Below are 18,756 nucleotides of genomic sequence, written 5' to 3'. Positions count from 1 at the left end.
CGCGCGACGGACCGGGCGATCGACAGGCCGAGCCCGACCCCCTTGTCGCTGCCCGTGCCCTCCGTACGCAGCCGCCTGAAGGGCTCGAAGAGGTTGTCGATCTCGTAGGCCGGGACCACCGGTCCTGTGTTCGAGACGACGATCAGCGCCTGCCCGTCCCGCGCCTCGGTGGTGACCTCCACCCAGCCGTCCTCGGGCACGTTGTAGCGCACGGCGTTCTGCACGAGGTTCAGCGCGATCCGCTCCAGCAGGACGCCGTTGCCCTGGACCACCGCCGTGGACCGTTCGCCGCGGATCTCGACCTTCTTCGCCGCCGCCTCCGCCCGGGTCTGGTCGATGGCGCGCTCGGCGACCTCCGCGAGGTCGACCGGCTTGCGCTCGACGATCTGGTTGTCGCTGCGGGCCAGCAGCAGCAGGCCCTCGACGAGCTGCTCGCTGCGCTCGTTGGTGGCCAGGAGGGTCTTGCCGAGCTGCTGCAGCTCCGGTGGGGCCTCCGGGTCGGAGAGGTGGACCTCCAGCAGCGTGCGGTTGATCGCCAGCGGGGTGCGCAGCTCGTGCGAGGCGTTGCCGACGAACCGCTGCTGCGCGGTGAAGGCCCGCTCCAGCCGGTCCAGCATGTCGTCGAAGGTGTCCGCCAGCTCCTTCAGCTCGTCGTCCGGGCCGTCCAGCTCGATCCGCCGGGTGAGGTCCGTCCCGGCCACCCGGCGCGCGGTCCTGGTGATCCGGCCGAGCGGGGACAGCACGCGTCCCGCCATGGCGTAGCCGAAGGCGAAGGCGATCACGCTCAGGCCGACCAGGGCCAGCAGCGAACGGTTGAGCAGGGTGTCCAGCGCATGTTTGCGCTGTGACTCGTTGCACGCCTTGAGCGCGGCGTTCGCCTCGTCCGCCGAGAGGCCCGGCGTGAGGGCGGGGCAGGCGTTGTTGGTGAGCTGGATCTTGCTGTCGGGCAGCAGCTTGAACGGCAGGTCCGTGCCCACGTGCAGCGCCTGCGCCGCCAGCATGTAGATGATCGACAGCAGCACGATGCCCGCGATGAGGAACATCCCGCCGTACAGCAGCGTGAGCCGTATGCGGATGGTCGGGCGCAGCCAGGGGTACGGGGGCTCCTGCTGCTTGGGCTCCCAGGTGGGCTTCGGGGGCGCCGCGGGAGGCTCGGAGGTGGTGGCCATGGTCCTCAGATCCGGTATCCGGAGCCCGGCACGGTGACGATGACGGGCGGTTCGCCGAGCTTGCGGCGCAGCGTCATGACCGTGACGCGCACCACGTTGGTGAAGGGGTCGGTGTTCTCGTCCCAGGCCTTCTCCAGCAGCTGTTCCGCCGAGACGACCGCACCCTCGCTGCGCATGAGGACCTCCAGCACGGCGAACTCCTTCGGGGCGAGCTGGATCTCCACCTCGTCGCGGAAGACCTCGCGCCGGTTCGGGTCGAGCTTGATGCCGGCGCGCTCCAGGACAGGCGGCAGCGCCACCGTCGTACGGCGGCCCAGCGCGCGCACCCGGGCGGTCAGCTCGCTGAAGGCGAAGGGCTTGGGCAGATAGTCGTCCGCGCCCAGCTCCAGGCCCTCGACCCGGTCGCTGACGTCGCCGGACGCGGTGAGCATGAGCACCCGGGTCGGCATGCCGAGTTCGACGATCCTGCGGCAGACGTCGTCCCCGTGCACCACCGGGAGGTCCCGGTCCAGCACGACGACGTCGTAGTCGTTGACCCCGATGCGCTCCAGGGCCGCGGCACCGTCGTAGACGACGTCGACGGCCATGGCCTCCCGGCGCAGTCCGGTGGCCACCGCATCGGCGAGCAGCTGCTCGTCCTCGACGACGAGTACGCGCACGGCGCAGTCCTTCCTTCGGTCCTTCGATGGGTTCACAGAGCGGCCCACGCGGGCCCGCTCGAACACGGGCAGCAATGCCGACTGTGCGCCTCCATCCTGCCCGCAACGCGCATAAACCGGCGGTAAGGCGGCGGCGGGCCGGACCTCCGGGCGGCTGTCCGCCGGGAAACCGGCGGATTTCCGGGCCAGTTGAGGTTTCTCTGAGTCATGGCGCGGGGAAGAGGGGTTCACACCCGCGATCACGCCTGTCACGTGGCATGCCACGGCCCACTCCTTTTTCCCCGGAGCGGCGGCGCGATCACCCGCACCTCCGGCCCCCCGGCCGGGGGATCCCGGGCACACCCCCGTGCCACCGACCCACGATGAGGGGGCGCATCATGGACGCTTTCACCGCAGGTCTGCTGCAACGCATCAAGACGACCGAGACCGACCTCACGCGGGCGCGCGAGGACGGCGACGACTTCCTCGCGGACGTCGAGCAGGGCGAGCTGGACGATCTGCGCCGTCTCGCCGCCGAGCACGGCGTGGAAATCGGCGCCACCAGCGTCTGAGCCGTACGCCACGGGGCCCCGGACACCGTCATGGTGTCCGGGGCCCCGTGGCGTGTGCGGCGGCCTCAGGCCCCTCGTCAGGGCTTTCCTCGGGGCGGGGTGCCCGTCAGTCGTGCCAGGCGCCCAGCTCGTCGAGGGCGGCCTGAAGCGGCTCGAAGACGCCGGGGGTGGCGGCCACCGTCAGGTCGCCGTCGGCGGGCAGCCCCGGGCGACCGCCGGTCAGCGCGCCCGCCTCCCGGGCGATGAGGTCGCCCGCCGCCAGGTCCCAGGGGTGCAGCCCGCGCTCGTAGTAGCCGTCCAGCCGGCCCGCCGCCACATCGCAGAGGTCGACGGCCGCCGAGCCGCTGCGCCGGATGTCCCGGAGCCTGGGGATCAGCTGCTGGGCGATGTCCGCCTGGTGGGCGCGGACGTGGGCGACGTAGTTGAAACCGGTCGAGACGAGGGCCTGGTCCAGCGGCGGGGCGGGGCGGCAGCGCAGGGCTTCGCCGTTCGCGAACGCACCGCCGCCGAGGACCGCCCGGTACGTCTCGCGGCGCATCGGGGCCTCGACGACGCCCACGACCCGCTCGCCGTCGCGCTCGGCGGCGATGGAGACCGCCCAGGTGGGCAGGCCGTAGAGGTAGTTCACCGTGCCGTCGAGGGGGTCGATGACCCAGCGGATGCCGGTGCTGCCCGGGGAGCTGGACCCCTCCTCGCCGAGGAAGCCGTCGTCGGGGCGGAAGTCGGAGAGGTAGCCGGTGATCAGCTTCTCGGCGGCGATGTCCATCTCGGTGACCACGTCGATGGGGCTGGACTTGGTCGCGGCCACCCCCAGGTCGGCGGGGCGGCCGTCGCGCAGCAGGGCTCCGGCGCGGCGGGCCGCCTCCAGGGCGAGGTCGAGCAGTTCGGACAGGGCGGGGTCGGTCACGGCGCTCCCAGGGGACTCGGCGGAACAGGCGCTCTACGGGGCATCCGTAGCGGCGTCCACGGATCGGGCGTACGGGCTGTCGGCCCCGGCGGCGGCGGGTTTCGGGGTCCTGGCGGGGCAGCAGCCGACCGGACAGAGGTCGTGCGAGGGCCCCAGGGAGCCCAGCGCGCAGCGCTCCACCGCCCGGCCGCGCTCGGTCGCGGCGCGCTCCAGGACCAGGTCCCGTACGGCGGCGGCGAAGCGCGGGTCGTCGCCCACCGTGGCGGACCGGCGGACCGGCAGGCCGATCTCGGCGGCCTTCGCGGTGGCCTCGGTGTCGAGGTCGTACAGGACCTCCATGTGGTCCGAGACGAAGCCGATGGGCGCCATCACGACCGCGGGGACCCCCTCGGCGCTCAGGGTCTCCAGGTGGTCGCAGATGTCGGGTTCCAGCCACGGAATGTGCGGGGCGCCGCTGCGGGACTGGTAGACGAGCCGCCACGGGTACTCGATCCCGGTCTCCTCGCGCACCGTCTCGATGATCAGCCGGGCCACGTCGAGGTGCTCGGCGACGTACGCGCCGCCCTCGCCGTGCGCGTCGGCCGGGCCCGAGGCGTCAGCGGCGGAGGTCGGGATGGAGTGGGTGGTGAACGCGATGTGCGCGCCCGCGCGGGCGTCCTCGGGGAGGTCGGCGAGCGAGGCGAGGACGCCGTCCGCCATGGGCGTCACGAAGCCGGGGTGGTTGAAGTAGTGCCGCAGCTTGTCGACCCGGGGCACGGGCAGCCCCTCGGCCTCCAGGGCGGCCAGTGACTCGGCGAGGTTCTCGCGGTACTGGCGGCAGCCGGAGTAGGAGGCGTAGGCGCTGGTGGCGAGGACGGCGATCCGGCGGTGTCCGTCGGCGGTCATCTCGCGCAGGACGTCGGTCAGATACGGGGCCCAGTTGCGGTTGCCCCAGTAGACCGGGAGATCCAGGCCGTGCTCCGCGAAGTCCTTGCGCAGCGCGTCGAGCAGCGCGCGATTCTGCGCGTTGATCGGGCTGACCCCGCCGAACAGGAAGTAGTGCTTGCCGACCTCCTTGAGGCGTTCCTCGGGGATGCCTCGGCCGCGGGTCACGTTCGCCAGGAACGGGACCACGTCGTCCGGGCCCTCGGGGCCGCCGAAGGAGAGCAGCAGCAGGGCGTCGTAGGGAGCGGGATCGCGCAGATCGGACATGGCATCGATCCTGCCACCCGCCTCCGACAGGGCGGCAACCGACATCCGACGACCCGTCGGGAAGACCGGAAGGGCCGGGGGCCACGGGGCCCGGGGAACCTGCGCCGCTCCCCCGGGCCGGGCCGGAATCCGGTGTCCGGAACGTCCGGCCCCGCCGTAAGCTGTATCGGCCACCTATACGCCTGACAGGCACGACCGGAGTACCCCTTGCCCAGCCCCTACCGCGCCATCTTCTCCGCCCCCGGATCCAGGGAATTCTCCGCCGCAGGCTTCTTCGGCCGGATGCCCTTGTCCATGATGGGCATCGGCGTCGTGACGATGATCTCCCAGCTCACCGGCCGCTACGGGCTGGCCGGGGCGCTCTCCGCCACCCTGGCGATGTCGGCGGCGGTCTGCGGCCCCCAGGTCTCCCGGCTGGTCGACCGCTACGGGCAGCGCCGGGTGCTGCGCCCGGTCACCCTGGTCGCGGTGGCGGCGGTGGCGGGTCTGCTGATCTGCGCCCAGCAGGGGGCGCCGGAGTGGACCCTGTTCGTCTTCTCGGTGGGCGCGGGCTGCGTGCCGAGCGTGGGGTCGATGGTCCGGTCCCGCTGGGCGGAGATCTACCGGGGTTCCGGCCGTGATCTGCACACCGCCTACGCGTGGGAGTCGATCGTCGACGAGGTGTGCTTCATCTTCGGCCCGATCATCTCCATCGGCCTGTCCACCGCCTGGTTCCCGGAGGCGGGTCCGCTGATCGCCGCCGCCTTCCTGCTGGTCGGCGTCTTCTGGCTGACCGCGCAGCGGGCGACCGAGCCGGTGCCGCACCCGAAGTCGCAGCACACCGGAGGTTCGGCGCTGCGCTCGCGGGGACTCCAGGTCCTGGTGGCCACCTTCGTGGCGACGGGCGCGATCTTCGGGGGCGTGGACGTGGTGACCGTGGCCTTCGCCGAGGAGCGCGGCCACAAGGCCGCCGCCTCCCTGGTGCTGGCCGTCTACGCGCTCGGTTCGTGTCTCGCGGGGGCCGTGTTCGGGCTGCTGCACCTCAAGGGGAACCCCGGGACCAGGTGGCTGGTGGGTGTCTGCGCGATGGCCGTGAGTATGATCCCCCTCCAACTGGCCGGGAACCTTCCGTTGCTGGCCGTGGCGCTCTTTGTCGCGGGCCTCGCCATCGCACCGACGATGGTCACCACCATGGCCCTCGTCGAAGCGCACGTACCGCGCACCAAGCTGACCGAGGGCATGACCTGGACCAGTACCGGGCTCGCGGTCGGGGTGGCGCTCGGCTCCTCGGCCGCCGGCTGGGTGGTCGACGCCGCCGGGGCGAAGGCGGGGTACGCGGTGCCCGCCGTGGCGGGAGCTCTCGCGGCGGCGGTGGCGTTCCTGGGGTATCGCCGGCTGGCCGGGCCGGCTGCGACGGGAGGGCGCGGGCAAGATGACCGACACCTACGCACGGACGACGACGAGCACGTGGCGTAACTGGGCGGGCACCGTCACCGCCCGGCCCGCCCGTACCGAGTCCCCCGCGTCCGTGGACGAACTCGCGGACGTACTGCGCCGGGCGGGCGCGGAGGGCCTGCGGGTGAAGCCGGTCGGGGCGGGCCACTCCTTCACGGCGGCGGCCGCCACCGACGGGGTGCTGATACGCCCGGACCTGCTCACCGGGATCCGGGACATCGACCGTACGGCGATGACCGTGACGGTGGAGGCGGGCACTCCGCTCAAGCGGCTCAACACCGCTCTCGCCCGCGAGGGCCTGTCGCTCACGAACATGGGCGACATCATGGAGCAGACGATCGCCGGGGCGACCTCCACCGGTACGCACGGCACGGGCCGGGACTCGGCGTCGATAGCGGCGCAGATCCGCGCACTGGAGCTGGTCACCGCCGACGGCACGGTGCTGCGCTGCTCGGCCGTGGAGAACCCGGAGGTGTTCGCCGCGGCCCGGATCGGGATCGGCGCCCTCGGGGTGATCACCGCCGTCACCCTCGCCGTGGAGCCGATCTTCCTGCTGACCGCCCGTGAGGAGCCGATGAGCTTCGACCGGGTCACCGCGGACTTCGATGCCCTGGTCGCCGAGAACGAGCACTTCGAGTTCTACTGGTTCCCGCACACCGGGAACTGCAACACCAAGCGCAACAACCGCAGCGCCGGTCCGGCCGCCCCGCCCGGGAGGGTGAGCAGCTGGATCGACGACGAGCTGCTGTCCAACGGCGTCTTCCAGGTCGCCTGTTCGCTCGGCCGCGCGGTCCCGGCGACGATCCCCTCGATCGCCAGGCTCTCCAGCCGGGCGCTGTCGGCGCGTACGTACACCGACATCCCCTACAAGGTGTTCACCAGCCCGCGCCGCGTGCGGTTCGTGGAGATGGAGTACGCCGTTCCGCGCGAGCAGGCGGTGACGGTGCTGCGGGAGCTGAAAGCCATGGTCGAGCGGTCACCACTGAAGATCAGCTTCCCGGTCGAGGTGCGCACCGCTCCGGCCGACGACATGGCGCTGTCGACCGCCTCGGGCCGGGACAGCGCGTACATCGCCGTCCACCTCTACAAGGGCACGCCCCACCGGTCGTACTTCACCGCGGTCGAGCGGATCATGACCGCGCACGCCGGCCGGCCGCACTGGGGCAAGGTCCACACCCGTGACGCGGCCTATCTGGCGGAGGTCTACCCGCGCTTCGGCGAGTTCACCGCGCTGCGCGACCGGCTGGACCCGGACCGCCTGTTCGGCAACGACTACCTGCGGCGCGTGCTCGGCGACTGAGCGGCTCCGGATCCCGGTACGCCGTCGGCCCCGGCCCCCTCCTGGTGAGGGGGCCGGGGCCGATGCGCGTTCCACGCCCCGCCGGTACGCCGGTCACTCGGCGTCGGCGCCGGGCGGGGCCTGCTCCCCCTGCCCGGGGGCGACGCCCGTGCCGGTCGAGGGAGCGCCGGTTCCGGCGTCGCCGGAGGGCGACGGGGTGGGCGGCACCGGATCGGGCGTGGTCCCGCCGCCGGAAGCGGAGGGCGTCGGCGTGGGAGTGGACCCGGTGCCCGGGTTCTCGCCGCCCGTGCCCGTACCGGGGTCGGGGCTCTCGCCGCTGTTGTCGCCCCGCTCCGTGGCGGGGGCGGATCCGGTGCCGTCACCCGGGGTCGGTTCCCGCTCGTCCGCTCCCCCGTCCCGGCCGGTCTCGCCGGAGGGCGTGGGATCGGCGGGTCCGGGGTCCCGGTCGCCGCCGCCGCGCACGACGGAGCTGAGGGTGGTGCCCTCGCCGCCGCTGAGGTCGTTGCCCGAGATCATCTCGAACGCGGTGATCCCGGCCATGGAGACGGCGAAGACCGCGGCGGCCGCGAGCGCGGGGCGCTTCCAGCCGCGCAGGCGGGTTCCGTGGGTGACGCCCTCGCCGAACTCGTCGTCGGCGACGGCCGTGTCCGCGGCGGACCGCGGGAGCATCTGCGTACGGTCGCCGGCGTGCGGCAGCAGCTGCGTACGGTCGGCATCGGTTCCGGGGCCCGTGCCCGGTGGGACGCGGAGCATCCGGGTCCGTGCGTCGCCGAGGTCCAGCAGCTGCGTCCGGTCGGTGTCGACCGGCTTCAGCAGCCGCGTGCTCTCCGCGTCCGGGACCACCTCCGGGACCGTGCCCGGGTCGACCGTGGGCAGCACCGTGGTGGCGTCCTCGGCCGGCTCCGGCTCGGACCGCCGGGCGGCGCCTCTGTGCCCGGCGGGCGTCGTCTCCTTGGTGTGCACCGTCACCTGGCGGCCCTCCGGGTGGGTCACCTGGACCGTCACCTCGCGGATCTGCTCGCCGGTGCGGCGGAAGAAGTGCTGGAAGACCGAGCCGCCGCAGGTGGCGACGACGCTCATCACGCCCGCTCCCGCGATCGTGCCGTACACGCCCAACTGCGAGGCCAGCACGGCCGCCGCGACGGCTGCCACGGCACTCCCGGCGACCTGCGGGAGACTCAGATCTATGCGCCTTTCCTTCGGTTCTGTGTCACTTTCCGGCTTCTGAACCATTACCAGCCCCTGCTTGACATCTCTCCCACCATGCAACAGGAAGGGACAAATGAGCGAAGTGGATAGTTCCGTTTCCGGTGATTGTGTGAAGGACAACACGCATCAGGGGCATTTCGCGGAGAACTGGGTATCTCAACTCCCGCGCCTCGCGAGAACTTCGGCGGCGCGCCGGTCCACCCCGGTGGCCCGAATGGAGTACTGTGACGAGCCCTGGGGCGGACTCCGACGTGGGAATCCGCAGCCACCGGAGGGGGCCGACGGCGGCACTCGAACCGGCGGTGTCAAGGCATCACGCGCGTGCCTGCTGCACAGAGCGGCCAAATCGGTCACTTTGGGTCGCAATGGGTAACCGTGTCATGGTGGCGCACCAGGACGGGAGCCCGACACGCCGGGCAACTTGGCAAGGTTGTGGCAGGCTGCACCCGGGCCGGTCACACTCGACTAGCGGAAGCAGCGACGCACGTGACGTCGGCAGGCACCACCCGGGAGGTTCCCATGCCCGAACTGCGTGTCGTGGCCGTCTCCAACGACGGCACACGACTGGTGCTCAAGGCTGCGGACAGCACGGAGTACACGCTTCCGATCGATGAGCGGCTGCGCGCCGCCGTGCGCAACGACCGCGCCCGGCTCGGCCAGATCGAGATCGAGGTGGAGAGCCACCTCCGTCCCCGCGACATCCAGGCCCGCATACGAGCCGGCGCCTCCGCGGAGGAGGTCGCCCAGTTCGCGGGCATCCCCGTTGACCGTGTACGCCGCTTCGAGGGCCCCGTGCTCGCGGAGCGCGCCTTCATGGCCGAGCGGGCCCGGAAGACTCCTGTGCGCCGTCCCGGCGAGAACACCGGCCCTCAACTCGGCGAGGCGGTGCAGGAGCGTCTCCTGCTGCGCGGCGCCGACAAGGAAACCGTCCAGTGGGACTCGTGGCGCCGTGACGACGGCACCTGGGAAGTCCTGCTCGTCTACCGGGTCGCGGGTGAGCCGCACTCGGCGAGCTGGACGTACGACCCGCCCAGGCGGCTGGTCCAGGCCGTGGACGACGAGGCGCGCTCGCTGATCGGCGAGACCGACGACGTCGCCGCGCCCGAGCCCAGCTTCCCGTTCGTGCCCCGGATCGCCCGGCTGCCGCGCGACCGGCCGCTGGACCGGGCCCTCGACCGGCAGATCGAGCGGCCCGCCCCGGCCGCCGCCGAGCCCGAGGAGTACGTGAGCAGCGCCTCGGCCGGTGAGCGCGACTCGCTGACCAGCCTGCTGGAGGCGGTGCCGAGCTTCCGCGGCGACATGGTCGTCCCCGAGCGGCCCACCCAGCCCGAGCCGCCCGTGCTCGAACCGGCGGAGGAGACGGAGGCGGCCGAACCGCCCGCCGCCGCCTCGGCCGGCGCGGGGTCCGCGTACGCGGATGTGCTGATGCCCCGGGCGGTGGCCGGTCACCGCGACCGGCTGACCGGGACGACGGACCGTCAGGCCGAGGCGGACGGAGTCCGGCCGGGCCGCCGGGCCGCCGTGCCGAGCTGGGACGAGATCGTCTTCGGCACCCGGCGCAAGAAGCAGGACTGACCGGGAATGACCACCGGTGGGAGAGGGGTCCGTACGCGGTCGCGTACGGACCCCTCTGTCTTACCGTCTCCCCGCCCCCGACCGCCCCGGGTGGCCGGCGCCGAGGGACTACTGGGGCTCGGGGCCCGTGGCGACCGGTCGGGAGGGGTCCGAGGACCACTCGGACCAGGAGCCGGGGTACAGGACGCCGGTGAACCCCGCGATCTCCAGGGCCAGCACCTCGTGCGCGCCGGAGACCCCGGATCCGCAGTAGACGCCCACGCCCTCGGGGCTTCCCTCCGCCCCCAGGCCGGCGAACCGCGCGGCGAGCCGCTCGGCCGGAAGGTAGCGCCCGTCCTCGTCGACGTTCGACGTGGTCGGCGCGGAGACGGCCCCGGGAATGTGACCGCCGACGCGGTCGATCGGCTCCACATCGCCCCGGTAGCGTTCCGCCGCGCGCGCGTCCAGCAGCAGACCCGAGCGGGCGAAGGCCGCCGCACTTTCCGCGTCCAGTGTGGGCAGGGCCCCCGGCTTCGGCCGGAAATCGCCCTCGCCGGGACGCGGGATCCCGGTGGAGAGGTCGCCCGTCCAGGCGGCGAGTCCGCCGTCCAGGACCCGTACGTCCTGGTGCCCCGTCCAGCGCAGCAGCCACCACGCTCGCGCCGCGGCCCAGCCCTGGCCGCCGTCGTACACCACGACAGGGGTGTCCTGGCCGACCCCGGCCCGGCGCATCACGGCCCCGAAGTCCTCCGGGTCCGGGAGGGGGTGGCGGCCGCCGTCGCCCGCCGGTCCCGCCAGTTCCGTATCGAGGTCGATGTAGACCGCGCCGGGCAGATGACCGGCCTCGTAGTCGGGACGGCCGTTCGGGCCGCCGAGCTGCCAGCGGACGTCCAGGAGCACCGGCGGTCGCGATCCGGCCGACTCGCTCGCGCATTCGGATGCGGTGATGATGGGCTTCATGGGTGCCATCCTCGCGCAGCGGCACCGGCACCCGTAACAGCATCGGTAAGGACGGCCGGCGGGAATCCGGCCGTCCTTCGTCGAGAACCCGGACGACGCGGCGCGGCCGGTGCGTCTCCCGCGCCGAGGGGTGCAAGCATCTGCACGGGACACGCGGACCGCTTCCCGACCCGGGACGGCGTACCTGTCCCGTCCCCCGCACGGCCACCACAACGGTCCGAGGAGAGAAGACGATGACCGAGGCCTCCGCCCGGCGCACGCCCGGAACACCTTGCTGGGTGAGTCTGATCGTGCACGGCCTGACCACGACCCAGGAGTTCTACGGGGCCCTGTTCGACTGGGAGTTCCGGCCGGGTCCCGATCAGCTGGGCCCCTACGTCCGCGGGCTGCTGCACGGGAAGGAGGTCGCCGGCATCGGTCAGCTGCCGCCCGACCGGCATCTCCCGATCGCCTGGACCACCTACCTCGCCACGGACGACGCCGACGCCACCGCGGAGACCATTCGCTCCTGCGGCGGGACGGTCGCGGTCGGCCCGCTGGACGCGGGCGAGGCAGGGCGGCTCGCCATCGCCTCGGACCCGAGCGGGGCGGTCTTCGGCATCTGGCAGGGCTCCGAGCACATCGGCACCATGACGGCGGGCGTGCCCGGTACTCCGGTGTGGAACGAGCTGGTGACCCGGGAGACCTCGATGGTCGCGAAGTTCTACCAGACGGTCTTCGGCTACGAGACGGAGGCGGTCGTCTCGGCCGACTTCGACTACCAGACCCTGCACCTGGACGATGTTCCGGTGGCGGCGCTGCACGGGGTCGGCCATGCGCTGCCGCGCGACCGGGGGCCGCACTGGATGACGTACTTCGAGGTCGCCGACACCGACCGGGCCGCGGCCCGGGTGGTGGAGCTGGGCGGGCGCGTCCTGCAGCCGCCGCGCGAGGGATCGAGCGGCCGGCTGGCGACGGTCGCGGACCCGGAGGGGGCCGTGTTCACGGTCATCCGGTCCGCCGGGAGCGGCTCTTCCGGCCGGTGACTGTCAGGAATCCGCCCCCGCCCCGCCCGGCCCCTCAGGCCGCCGTGTGCAGCGGAACCGTCAGCTGCTTGAGCCAGGTGCCCGTGGAGAAGTCGCGGGCCTTGATGACGACCGTGCGGGGGCCCACCTCGACCTGGAGGCCCTGGTTGAAGGTGCCGCCCACCGCGACCTCCCCTCCCTTGCCGTCGTCCGTCCAGCCCGTCTGAACCGCCGCGGTGTTCACGACGGTGAAGCCGTCGAGGTTGCCGGTGCCGGGGACGACCCTGCGGACCACCCAGTCGGACAGGTTGAGATCCCAGTGGGTGTGGCCGGAGAAGAGGAACACGTCCTTGTGACGGCCGAGAATCGAGAGAAGCCGGTCGGGCTGGAGGTAGTCGCCCAGATAGAGCTTGTTGCGGGTGCCCGACACGGTGTTGGGCAGGGGGTGGTGGGTCATCACCATGACGGGCTTGCGCCGTCGGGCCCAGTGGGCGAGCCGGTCGTCCAGCCAGGCGAACTGCGCGTCGCTGATCCACACCTCGTCCCACAACTTCGCGTCGTGGTAGTGCGCGTAGCGTTCGGTCCCCAGGGTCAGTACGGGAACGCCGCCGAACGACGCCTCCGAGTAGACCTTGTTCCGTCCCGCGAAGTTGTAGAAGCTGCGGAAGAGCGAGCCCTCCGTGGTGCCGTTGGGCCAGGTGTCCTGGGCGAGCGTGTCCGGGTCGCTGTACTTGGGGACGTAGAACTCGTGGTTGCCGATGGCCCACGCGAGGTTCTTGGGGTGCTGGTGCCGACGGAGGGTGCGGCGGACGTCCGCGTACTCGAAGTCGTAGCCGCGGGGGGTGATGTCGCCGGCGATCCCCAGTCCGGCGCTGCGGGGATTGATCCGGTGCAGGTCGTCGAGAGCCTTGCCGAAGTCGGCCAGGTCGCCCTGGATGTCGCTGATGACGTTGAACCGCACCGTCCGGCCCCCGCCGCGCCGCTCGTCGTCCTCGGCGGCCGCGGCGGCCGATGGGGCCGTCAGGGCGGCGCCGGCGGTGAGAGCCCCGCCCGCCAGGAGTGAGGCCCGGCCGGTGGTGGCCATGAACGATCTGCGATCCATCGGTAGTACTTCCTTCGTCGTGCGATCCCTGTGTGGGACAGGACGGGGGAAGCCTTGCCGATCATGATGACTTCTCGGCGTAGGGGAGGTGGCTGCCGACTGAAGGCCTCAGTCCGACGACACCGGCAGGACGTCCGGCGAGAGCGCGCCGGCGTGGACGGAACGGCTCGTCATGCGGCGGCAGTGGTGCCGGCGGCACAGCACCTCGTAACCGACCTCGCCCGCCTGCCGGTTGACGTCGCCGACGACGACCTGGGCGCCCTCGACGACCATCTCGCCGTCCACGGTACGGGCGTTGTGCGTGGCGCGGGCGCCGCACCAGCAGAGCGCCTCGACCTGGAGCGCCTCTATCCGGTCGGCCAGCTCGATCAGCCGCTGGGAGCCCGGGAACAGCTTGGTGCGGAAGTCCGTGGTGATGCCGAAGGCGAAGACGTCGAGCCCCAGGTCGTCGACGACGCGGGCCAGTTGGTCGATCTGGTCCGGGCCGAGGAACTGCGCCTCGTCCACGATCACGTAGTCGACCCGCCCGCCCCGGCTGACCCGGTCGACGATGTGCGCGTAGAGGTCCATGCCCTCCTCGGCCTCGACGGCGTCCGTCACCAGGCCGAGCCGGGAGGAGAGCTTGCCCTCCCCCGCGCGGTCGTCCCGGGTGAAGATCACGCCCTGGAGTCCGCGTGCCGAACGGTTGTGACCGATCTGCAGGGCCAGCGTGCTCTTTCCGCAGTCCATGGTTCCGGAGAAGAACACCAGCTCGGGCATGAGGGGTCGAGCACCTTTCGGAGGGGGGTGGGCACGGCGGGAGGGTTACGAGCGTACTTCGAGGAGGGGGACGAGCTGTTCCACGGGGGTCAGGGAGCCGTGTACGCCCGCCATCGCCGACTCGTGCGGCTCGTTGACCGAGGCCGTGATGATCACGTCGTCGTGGGCGGCGGCGACCACGTCGCCGATCCGGCCGTACACCCTCTCGTCGATCGTCGGCCCGAACCAGCCGGCCGCGATGGCCTCGTCCCGGCTCGCGACCCAGAACTGCTCGCCGAGCACCTCGCGCCAGACGGTCAGGACGTCGGCCTGGGCGCCCGGCACAGCGTAGACATGGCGGGCGCGTCCCTCGCCGCCGAGGAGGGCGACGCCGGCGCGCAGCTCCCAGTCCTCGTCGAAGTCGATCCGGGACTGCTCGTCGAACGGGATGTCGATCATGCCGTGGTCGGCGGTGATGTAGAGCGCCGAGCGCGGCGGGAGCTGCTCGGCGAGGCGCCGGGCGAGCCCGTCGACGTACATCAGCTGGCCGCGCCAGGCGTCGGAGTCGGTGCCGAAGCGGTGGCCCTTGCCGTCGACCTCGCTGTAGTACGTGTAGACGAGCGAGCGGTCGCCGGCGGCCAGGCGCTGGGCGGCGACGTCCATCCGGTCCTCGCCGGAGAGCCGGCCGAGGAAGGAGCCTCCGCTGAGCGCGACCTTGGTGAGGGGGGTCTGCTCGAACGTCGGCGCGGAGACCTGCGCGGTGTGCACGCCCGCGGCGTCGGCGAGCTGGAAGACCGTGGGGTACGGCTGCCAGACCTTCGGCGCGGTCCACGGCCTCCAGCGGAGCTGGTTCATCAGCTCGCCGGTCTCCGGGTTGCGCGCGGTGTAGCCGGGAAGGCCGTGCTCGCCGGGCGGCAGCCCCGTACCGACCGAGGCGAGCGAGGTGGCGGTGGTGGAGGGGAAGCCGGCGGTGAGCGGGCGGCCGGTGCCGCCTCGCGAGGTGGGGAGGAGCGAGTGCAGGAAGGGGGCCTCGTCCGGGTGCGCGATGATCTGCTCCCAGCCGAGGCCGTCGATCAGGAAGACGCAGTTGCGGTCGGCCGGGGTCAGCTCGGGGATCGCGGCGGTGAACCCGGGCACCTCCTGTCCGGCGACGAGGGTCGGCAGCAGGTCGGCGAGCGAGCCGCTGCCGTACTCGGGCACGGGCGCGGTGTCGAGGGAGAGCGGGACGGGGTCCTGCCAGGCGGGCTGGGCCATCAGCGGCCGGTCGCCGCGGTGGCGGCCGTGGCCTCGGAGAGCGACTGGGCGAAGGCGAGGGTCTGACGCACGGCGTCGGGGCCGTCACCGGCCTCGCTGACCCGCAGGCTCAGGTCGTCGGCGGTGGAGCTGCCGGTGTAGCCGTGGTCGGCCTCGCAGTTGGCGTCGCCGCAGGCGGCGGGCTCCAGGTCGATCCGGGAGACCGCGCCCCAGCCGATGGTGAGGACGACCTCGCGGGGCAGGGTGCCCGGGACGTACTTCTCCGGGTTGGCCACGACGCGGCTGACCACGACGGAGGAGATCCGCTCCAGCTTCACCGACTCGGTGGAGGTGGTGGCGTACGGCGTCGGGGAGCTGGTGTCGGCGGCCTGCTCGTCGGTGTGGCTGACGATGAACCGGTGCTCGGTCAGGACGAGGACCGTCACATGGCGGCGCACCTCGTTGGAGTCGAACGTGGTCTCCTGGTGCACCAGGTACGAAGCGACCGGTTCCCCGCCGACGGCGGCCTCCACTGCCTCGGCCACGAGGGCCGGGTAGTAGCCGCTGCGCTCGATCGCCGCGCGCAGCCCCTGGGTCGTCGTACCGGTCTTTGCCATGAGCACCATCCTACGGCGGACCGGTGACTGCCGGGGACGCCCCGGTGGGCCTCAGTAGTTCGGAAGGCGGCGGGGGCCGAGGTCGCTCCGGGCGGGCGGCGGGGCGAGCCGGACGCTCGCACCGAGCACGGTCAGTCCGTGCGGGGCGACGACGACCGGTTCGAGGGCGACGGAGACCACCTCGGGGTGGTCGTCGACCAGCCGGGACAGCCGCAGCAGCAGCTCTTCGAGCGCGGCCGTGTCGACCGGGGCCGAACCCCGCCAGCCGAACAGCACCGGGGCCGCCCTGATGGACCGGATCAGCTCGGCGGCGTCGCGGTCGGTGGCGGGGACCAGCCGGTGCGCGGTGTCGCCGAGCAGTTCGGAGGGCGCGCCGGCGAGGCCGAAGGAGAGGACGGCCCCGGCTGCCGCGTCGATGGAGGCGCGGACGACGGTGTCCACGCCGCGCGGGGCCATCGCCTGGACGACGGGGAGCAGTTCGGCGGGCTTGCCGAGGAGGTCGGTCAGCTCTCCGTACGCCCGGCGCAGCGCCTCCTCGTCGGCGATGTCGAGGCGGACGCCGCCGAGGTCGGCGCGGTGGCGCAGGTGGGGCGCGGTGGTCTTGAGGGCGACCGGGTAGCCGAGCCGGCCGGCCGCGGCGACGGCCGCCCCGGGGTCCGGGGCGGGCAGGGTGGGCCGGACGGCGATGCCGTAGCGGCCGAGCAGTTCGCGGGCCTCGTCGTGGGTGAGCGGGCGGCCTCGCGGGTCGGGGGCGGTGGCGAGCTGTGCCTCGATGAGGGCGGCGGCCCCGGGCTCGTCGATGGTGTCGTCGAGGAATTCGGGGATCTTGCCCGGCACGGCCGCCTGGCGTCGCCACTGGGCGTACTTCACGGCCTCGGCGAGGGCTCGCACGGCGCGTTCGGCGGCGGGGTAGGCGGGGATGCGGCCGGGGCCGGTGGCGGCTTCCGGGGCGGGGCCCGCCTTCGGATCGGCCGGCGATCCAGGGCCGGGGCGCACGGGCGGGGTGGTGGGGGCTTCCGGGGCGGTGGGCGTGGCCGGGGCGGTGCTGCGGGCCGGGCCGGTCGAGGGGGTGGTGGCCGCCTGGGGCCGGTCGGCGGCGGGCGTCACCGTACGGGGGCGTGGCGCGGCCGTGCTGGACGCGGCGGCCAGCGCCTCGGCGAGGCCGCCGATCTCGACGTGGACGACGGCCACCGGCTTGGCCGAACCCCCGGCCACGGCCTTGTGCAGGGCGGCGGCCAGCACTTGGCCGTCACCGGTCTCGGCCTCCCCGTTCTCCCCCACCCACGGGATGGCGGTGACGATCACGGCGTCGCAGGTCCCGTCCGCCAGCGCCTCGGCCAGCGCGTCCCGGAAGTCCTGCGGGGAGGCGGCGGTGGTGAGGTCGATCGGCGGGCGTGGGCGCAGCCCCTCGGCCAGACAGGCGTCGTACGTCAGGAGGCCGAGGGACTCGGAGTTGCCGAGGATGGCGACCCGGGGGCCGGCCGGGAGGGGCTGGCCCGCCAGCAGGAGTCCGGCGTCGACCATCTCGGTCACGGTGTCGACCCGGATGACGCCGGCCTGGCGCATCAGCGCGGAGACCGTGGCGTCGGGGATGCGGCTGACCGGGACCGCGTGGCCGGGCGGGGTGGAGCCGCTGTGCCGGGCGCCCTTCACGACGACGACGGGCTTCACGGCGGCGGTGCGGCGGGCGAGGCGGTTGAACTTGCGGGGGTTGCCGAGCGATTCGAGGTAGAGCAGGGCGACGTCGGTGTCCGGGTCCTCGAAGGAGTACTGGAGGAAGTCGTTGCCGGAGACGTCGGCCCGGTTCCCGGCCGAGATGAACGAGGACAGGCCCGCGCCGCGCCGGTGGAGGCCGGAGAGCAGGGCGATGCCGATCGCGCCGGACTGGGTGAACAGGCCGATCCGGCCCCGGGCGGGCGACTCGGGGGCGAGCGAGGCGTTCAGCCGGACGGACTCGGCGGTGTTGATGATGCCGAAGGCGTTCGGGCCGATGATCCGCATGCCGTACGAGCGGGCCTGGCGGACCAGCTCGCGCTGGAGTTCACGGCCCTCGGCGCCCCGCTCGGCGTATCCGGCGGAGAGGACGACGAGCCCCTGGACTCCGTGCTCCCCGCAGTCGGCGACGGCTTCGGGGACCCGGTGGGCGGGGACGGCGATGACCGCGAGGTCGACCTGCTCGTCGATCTCGCCGAGCGAGCGGTGGGCGGGGACGCCGTCGAGGGTGGCCAGGCCCTCGTCGAAGGCGCGGTTCACCGCGTAGGTGCGGCCGGTGTAGCCGGAGGCGAGGAGGTTGCGCAGGACGGTGCGGCCCACTCCGCCGGGGGTGCGTCCGGTGCCGATGACCGCGACGGAGCCGGGGGCGAGCAGGCGCTGCACCGAGCGGGCCTCGGCGCGCTGTTCGCGGCCGCGCTGGACTGCGAGGGACTTCTCGGTGGGTTCGAGGTCGAGGGTGAGGTGGACGGAGCCGTCCTCGAAGCTGCGGCGCTGGGTGTAGCCGCCGTCCCGGAACACCTTGATCATTTTGTTGTTGGCGGGGAGCACCTCGGCGGCGAAGCGCCGGATGCCGCGCTCACGGGCGACCGCGGCGATGTGTTCGAGCAGCGCCGAGGCGACGCCCCGGCCCTGGTGGGCGTCCTGGACGAGGAAGGCGACCTCGGCCTCGTCGGCGGGGGCGGAGGCGGGGCGGCCCTGGTCGTTGATGCGGTCGTAGCGGACCGTTCCGATGAACTCGCCGCCGATCGTGACGGCCAGTCCCACCCGGTCGACGTAGTCGTGATGGGTGAAGCGGTGCACGTCCCGGTCGGATAGCCGCGGATACGGGGCGAAGAACCGGTAGTACTTCGACTCGTCGGACACCTGCTCGTAGAAGCTGACCAGTCGCTCGGCGTCGTCCGTGGTGATCGGCCTGATGCGCGCGGTGCCACCGTCGCGGAGCACCACGTCCGCTTCCCAGTGGTCGGGGTACGCGTGATGCGGACTCTGCTCCGGCGTGGGCTCCATGGGCAAAGCCTACGGCGGGGATCCCGGTCGCGGAGGGATCGGTGCCCGGGCAGTCTGAGGAGGCCCGGGCCGGGGCCGCCGGAGCACGGGAACGGACAGGAGGCAGGGCACAGGACCGGACAGGAGGC

General features: G+C 72.8%; 16 protein-coding genes. 5 read left to right on the top strand and 11 right to left on the bottom strand.

Going from position 1 to position 18,756, the window contains the following annotated elements; translation table 11 throughout:
• On the bottom strand, positions 1-1,169 hold a 1,169-nt coding region (locus IE272_RS34575), incomplete at its 3' end, for a sensor histidine kinase (RefSeq protein ID WP_190009605.1).
• Between the two features lie 5 nt (positions 1,170-1,174).
• Entirely contained in the window at positions 1,175-1,828 is a 654-nt protein-coding gene (locus IE272_RS34570; RefSeq protein ID WP_003965735.1) for a response regulator transcription factor, read from the bottom strand.
• A 377-nt stretch (positions 1,829-2,205) separates the two neighbouring features.
• Between IE272_RS34570 and IE272_RS34565 the strand changes: the two genes are divergently transcribed.
• Positions 2,206-2,379, top strand: coding sequence for a hypothetical protein (locus IE272_RS34565; protein WP_169808550.1), 174 nt, complete (start codon positions 2,206-2,208; stop codon positions 2,377-2,379).
• A 106-nt stretch (positions 2,380-2,485) separates the two neighbouring features.
• On the opposite strand, the gene IE272_RS34560 is transcribed toward IE272_RS34565, so the two are convergent.
• Together IE272_RS34560 and IE272_RS34555 are read right to left on the bottom strand one after the other, a co-directional pair.
• Positions 2,486-3,286, bottom strand: a complete 801-nt coding sequence (locus IE272_RS34560; protein WP_190009603.1) for an inositol monophosphatase family protein — start codon at positions 3,284-3,286, stop codon at positions 2,486-2,488.
• 33 nt (positions 3,287-3,319) lie between these two features.
• Positions 3,320-4,477, bottom strand: a complete 1,158-nt coding sequence (locus IE272_RS34555) for a ferrochelatase (protein ID WP_190009601.1) — start codon at positions 4,475-4,477, stop codon at positions 3,320-3,322.
• Positions 4,478-4,684: 207 nt separating this feature from the next.
• Between IE272_RS34555 and IE272_RS34550 the strand changes: the two genes are divergently transcribed.
• Positions 4,685-5,932, top strand: coding sequence for an MFS transporter (locus tag IE272_RS34550; protein ID WP_050360249.1), 1,248 nt, complete (start codon positions 4,685-4,687; stop codon positions 5,930-5,932).
• On the top strand, positions 5,889-7,211 hold the full coding sequence (locus tag IE272_RS34545) for a D-arabinono-1,4-lactone oxidase (protein ID WP_190009599.1): 1,323 nt from the start codon (positions 5,889-5,891) through the stop codon (positions 7,209-7,211). The genes IE272_RS34550 and IE272_RS34545 overlap by 44 nt, the downstream gene beginning before the upstream one ends.
• A 93-nt stretch (positions 7,212-7,304) precedes the next feature.
• Here IE272_RS34545 and IE272_RS34540 read toward each other — a convergent pair whose 3' ends face one another.
• Positions 7,305-8,444, bottom strand: a complete 1,140-nt coding sequence (locus tag IE272_RS34540; protein WP_444544795.1) for a hypothetical protein — start codon at positions 8,442-8,444, stop codon at positions 7,305-7,307.
• Between the two features lie 495 nt (positions 8,445-8,939).
• Between IE272_RS34540 and sepH the strand changes: the two genes are divergently transcribed.
• Positions 8,940-9,995, top strand: coding sequence for a septation protein SepH (gene sepH, locus IE272_RS34535; RefSeq protein ID WP_190009595.1), 1,056 nt, complete (start codon positions 8,940-8,942; stop codon positions 9,993-9,995).
• A 108-nt stretch (positions 9,996-10,103) separates the two neighbouring features.
• On the opposite strand, the gene IE272_RS34530 is transcribed toward sepH, so the two are convergent.
• Positions 10,104-10,934 carry a sulfurtransferase gene (locus tag IE272_RS34530; RefSeq protein WP_073959938.1) on the bottom strand — a complete coding sequence of 277 codons (831 nt, stop codon included), beginning with the start codon at positions 10,932-10,934 and terminating at the stop codon, positions 10,104-10,106.
• 233 nt (positions 10,935-11,167) lie between these two features.
• On the opposite strand from IE272_RS34530, the gene IE272_RS34525 reads away from it, so the two are divergent.
• Positions 11,168-11,959 carry a VOC family protein gene (locus IE272_RS34525; protein WP_050360253.1) on the top strand — a complete coding sequence of 264 codons (792 nt, stop codon included), beginning with the start codon at positions 11,168-11,170 and terminating at the stop codon, positions 11,957-11,959.
• Between the two features lie 34 nt (positions 11,960-11,993).
• Here IE272_RS34525 and IE272_RS34520 read toward each other — a convergent pair whose 3' ends face one another.
• The 5 genes from IE272_RS34520 to IE272_RS34500 form a co-directional block, all read right to left on the bottom strand.
• Positions 11,994-13,040 (bottom strand): metallophosphoesterase family protein, encoded by a 1,047-nt coding sequence (locus IE272_RS34520; RefSeq protein WP_050360254.1) that lies wholly within the window; start codon positions 13,038-13,040, stop codon positions 11,994-11,996.
• Positions 13,041-13,148: 108 nt separating this feature from the next.
• Entirely contained in the window at positions 13,149-13,799 is a 651-nt protein-coding gene (locus IE272_RS34515) for a thymidine kinase (RefSeq protein WP_050360255.1), read from the bottom strand.
• Positions 13,800-13,844: 45 nt separating this feature from the next.
• Positions 13,845-15,032: an alkaline phosphatase family protein gene (locus IE272_RS34510; RefSeq protein WP_073743001.1), complete on the bottom strand. Its 1,188-nt coding sequence runs from the start codon at positions 15,030-15,032 to the stop codon at positions 13,845-13,847.
• A complete protein-coding gene (locus IE272_RS34505) occupies positions 15,032-15,628 on the bottom strand; it encodes a DUF5998 family protein (RefSeq protein WP_030577251.1) in 597 nt (198 codons plus the stop codon). Before IE272_RS34505 ends, IE272_RS34510 begins: the two co-directional genes overlap by 1 nt.
• 51 nt (positions 15,629-15,679) lie before the next feature.
• Positions 15,680-18,628 carry a bifunctional acetate--CoA ligase family protein/GNAT family N-acetyltransferase gene (locus tag IE272_RS34500; protein ID WP_190009593.1) on the bottom strand — a complete coding sequence of 983 codons (2,949 nt, stop codon included), beginning with the start codon at positions 18,626-18,628 and terminating at the stop codon, positions 15,680-15,682.
• Positions 18,629-18,756: the final 128 nt, after the last annotated feature.

The sequence above is a fragment of the Streptomyces anulatus genome (genome assembly GCF_014650675.1).
GTDB classification, from domain to species: Bacteria; Actinomycetota; Actinomycetes; order Streptomycetales; family Streptomycetaceae; genus Streptomyces; species Streptomyces anulatus.
This window is presented reverse-complemented; position numbering and strand designations above follow the sequence as displayed.

Bases quoted from the DNA above. Each gene is read 5' to 3' on its own strand.
- IE272_RS34500 (WP_190009593.1), bottom strand. From the start codon at position 18,628: ATGGAGCCCACGCCGGAGCAGAGTCCGCATCACGCGTACCCCGACCAC.
- IE272_RS34555 (WP_190009601.1), bottom strand. From the start codon at position 4,477: ATGTCCGATCTGCGCGATCCCGCTCCCTACGACGCCCTGCTGCTGCTC.
- IE272_RS34565 (WP_169808550.1), top strand. From the start codon at position 2,206: ATGGACGCTTTCACCGCAGGTCTGCTGCAACGCATCAAGACGACCGAG.
- IE272_RS34515 (WP_050360255.1), bottom strand. From the start codon at position 13,799: ATGCCCGAGCTGGTGTTCTTCTCCGGAACCATGGACTGCGGAAAGAGC.
- IE272_RS34525 (WP_050360253.1), top strand. From the start codon at position 11,168: ATGACCGAGGCCTCCGCCCGGCGCACGCCCGGAACACCTTGCTGGGTG.
- sepH (WP_190009595.1), top strand. From the start codon at position 8,940: ATGCCCGAACTGCGTGTCGTGGCCGTCTCCAACGACGGCACACGACTG.
- IE272_RS34505 (WP_030577251.1), bottom strand. From the start codon at position 15,628: ATGGCAAAGACCGGTACGACGACCCAGGGGCTGCGCGCGGCGATCGAG.
- IE272_RS34520 (WP_050360254.1), bottom strand. From the start codon at position 13,040: ATGGATCGCAGATCGTTCATGGCCACCACCGGCCGGGCCTCACTCCTG.
- IE272_RS34510 (WP_073743001.1), bottom strand. From the start codon at position 15,032: ATGGCCCAGCCCGCCTGGCAGGACCCCGTCCCGCTCTCCCTCGACACC.
- IE272_RS34540 (WP_444544795.1), bottom strand. From the start codon at position 8,444: ATGGTTCAGAAGCCGGAAAGTGACACAGAACCGAAGGAAAGGCGCATA.
- IE272_RS34530 (WP_073959938.1), bottom strand. From the start codon at position 10,934: ATGAAGCCCATCATCACCGCATCCGAATGCGCGAGCGAGTCGGCCGGA.
- IE272_RS34545 (WP_190009599.1), top strand. From the start codon at position 5,889: ATGACCGACACCTACGCACGGACGACGACGAGCACGTGGCGTAACTGG.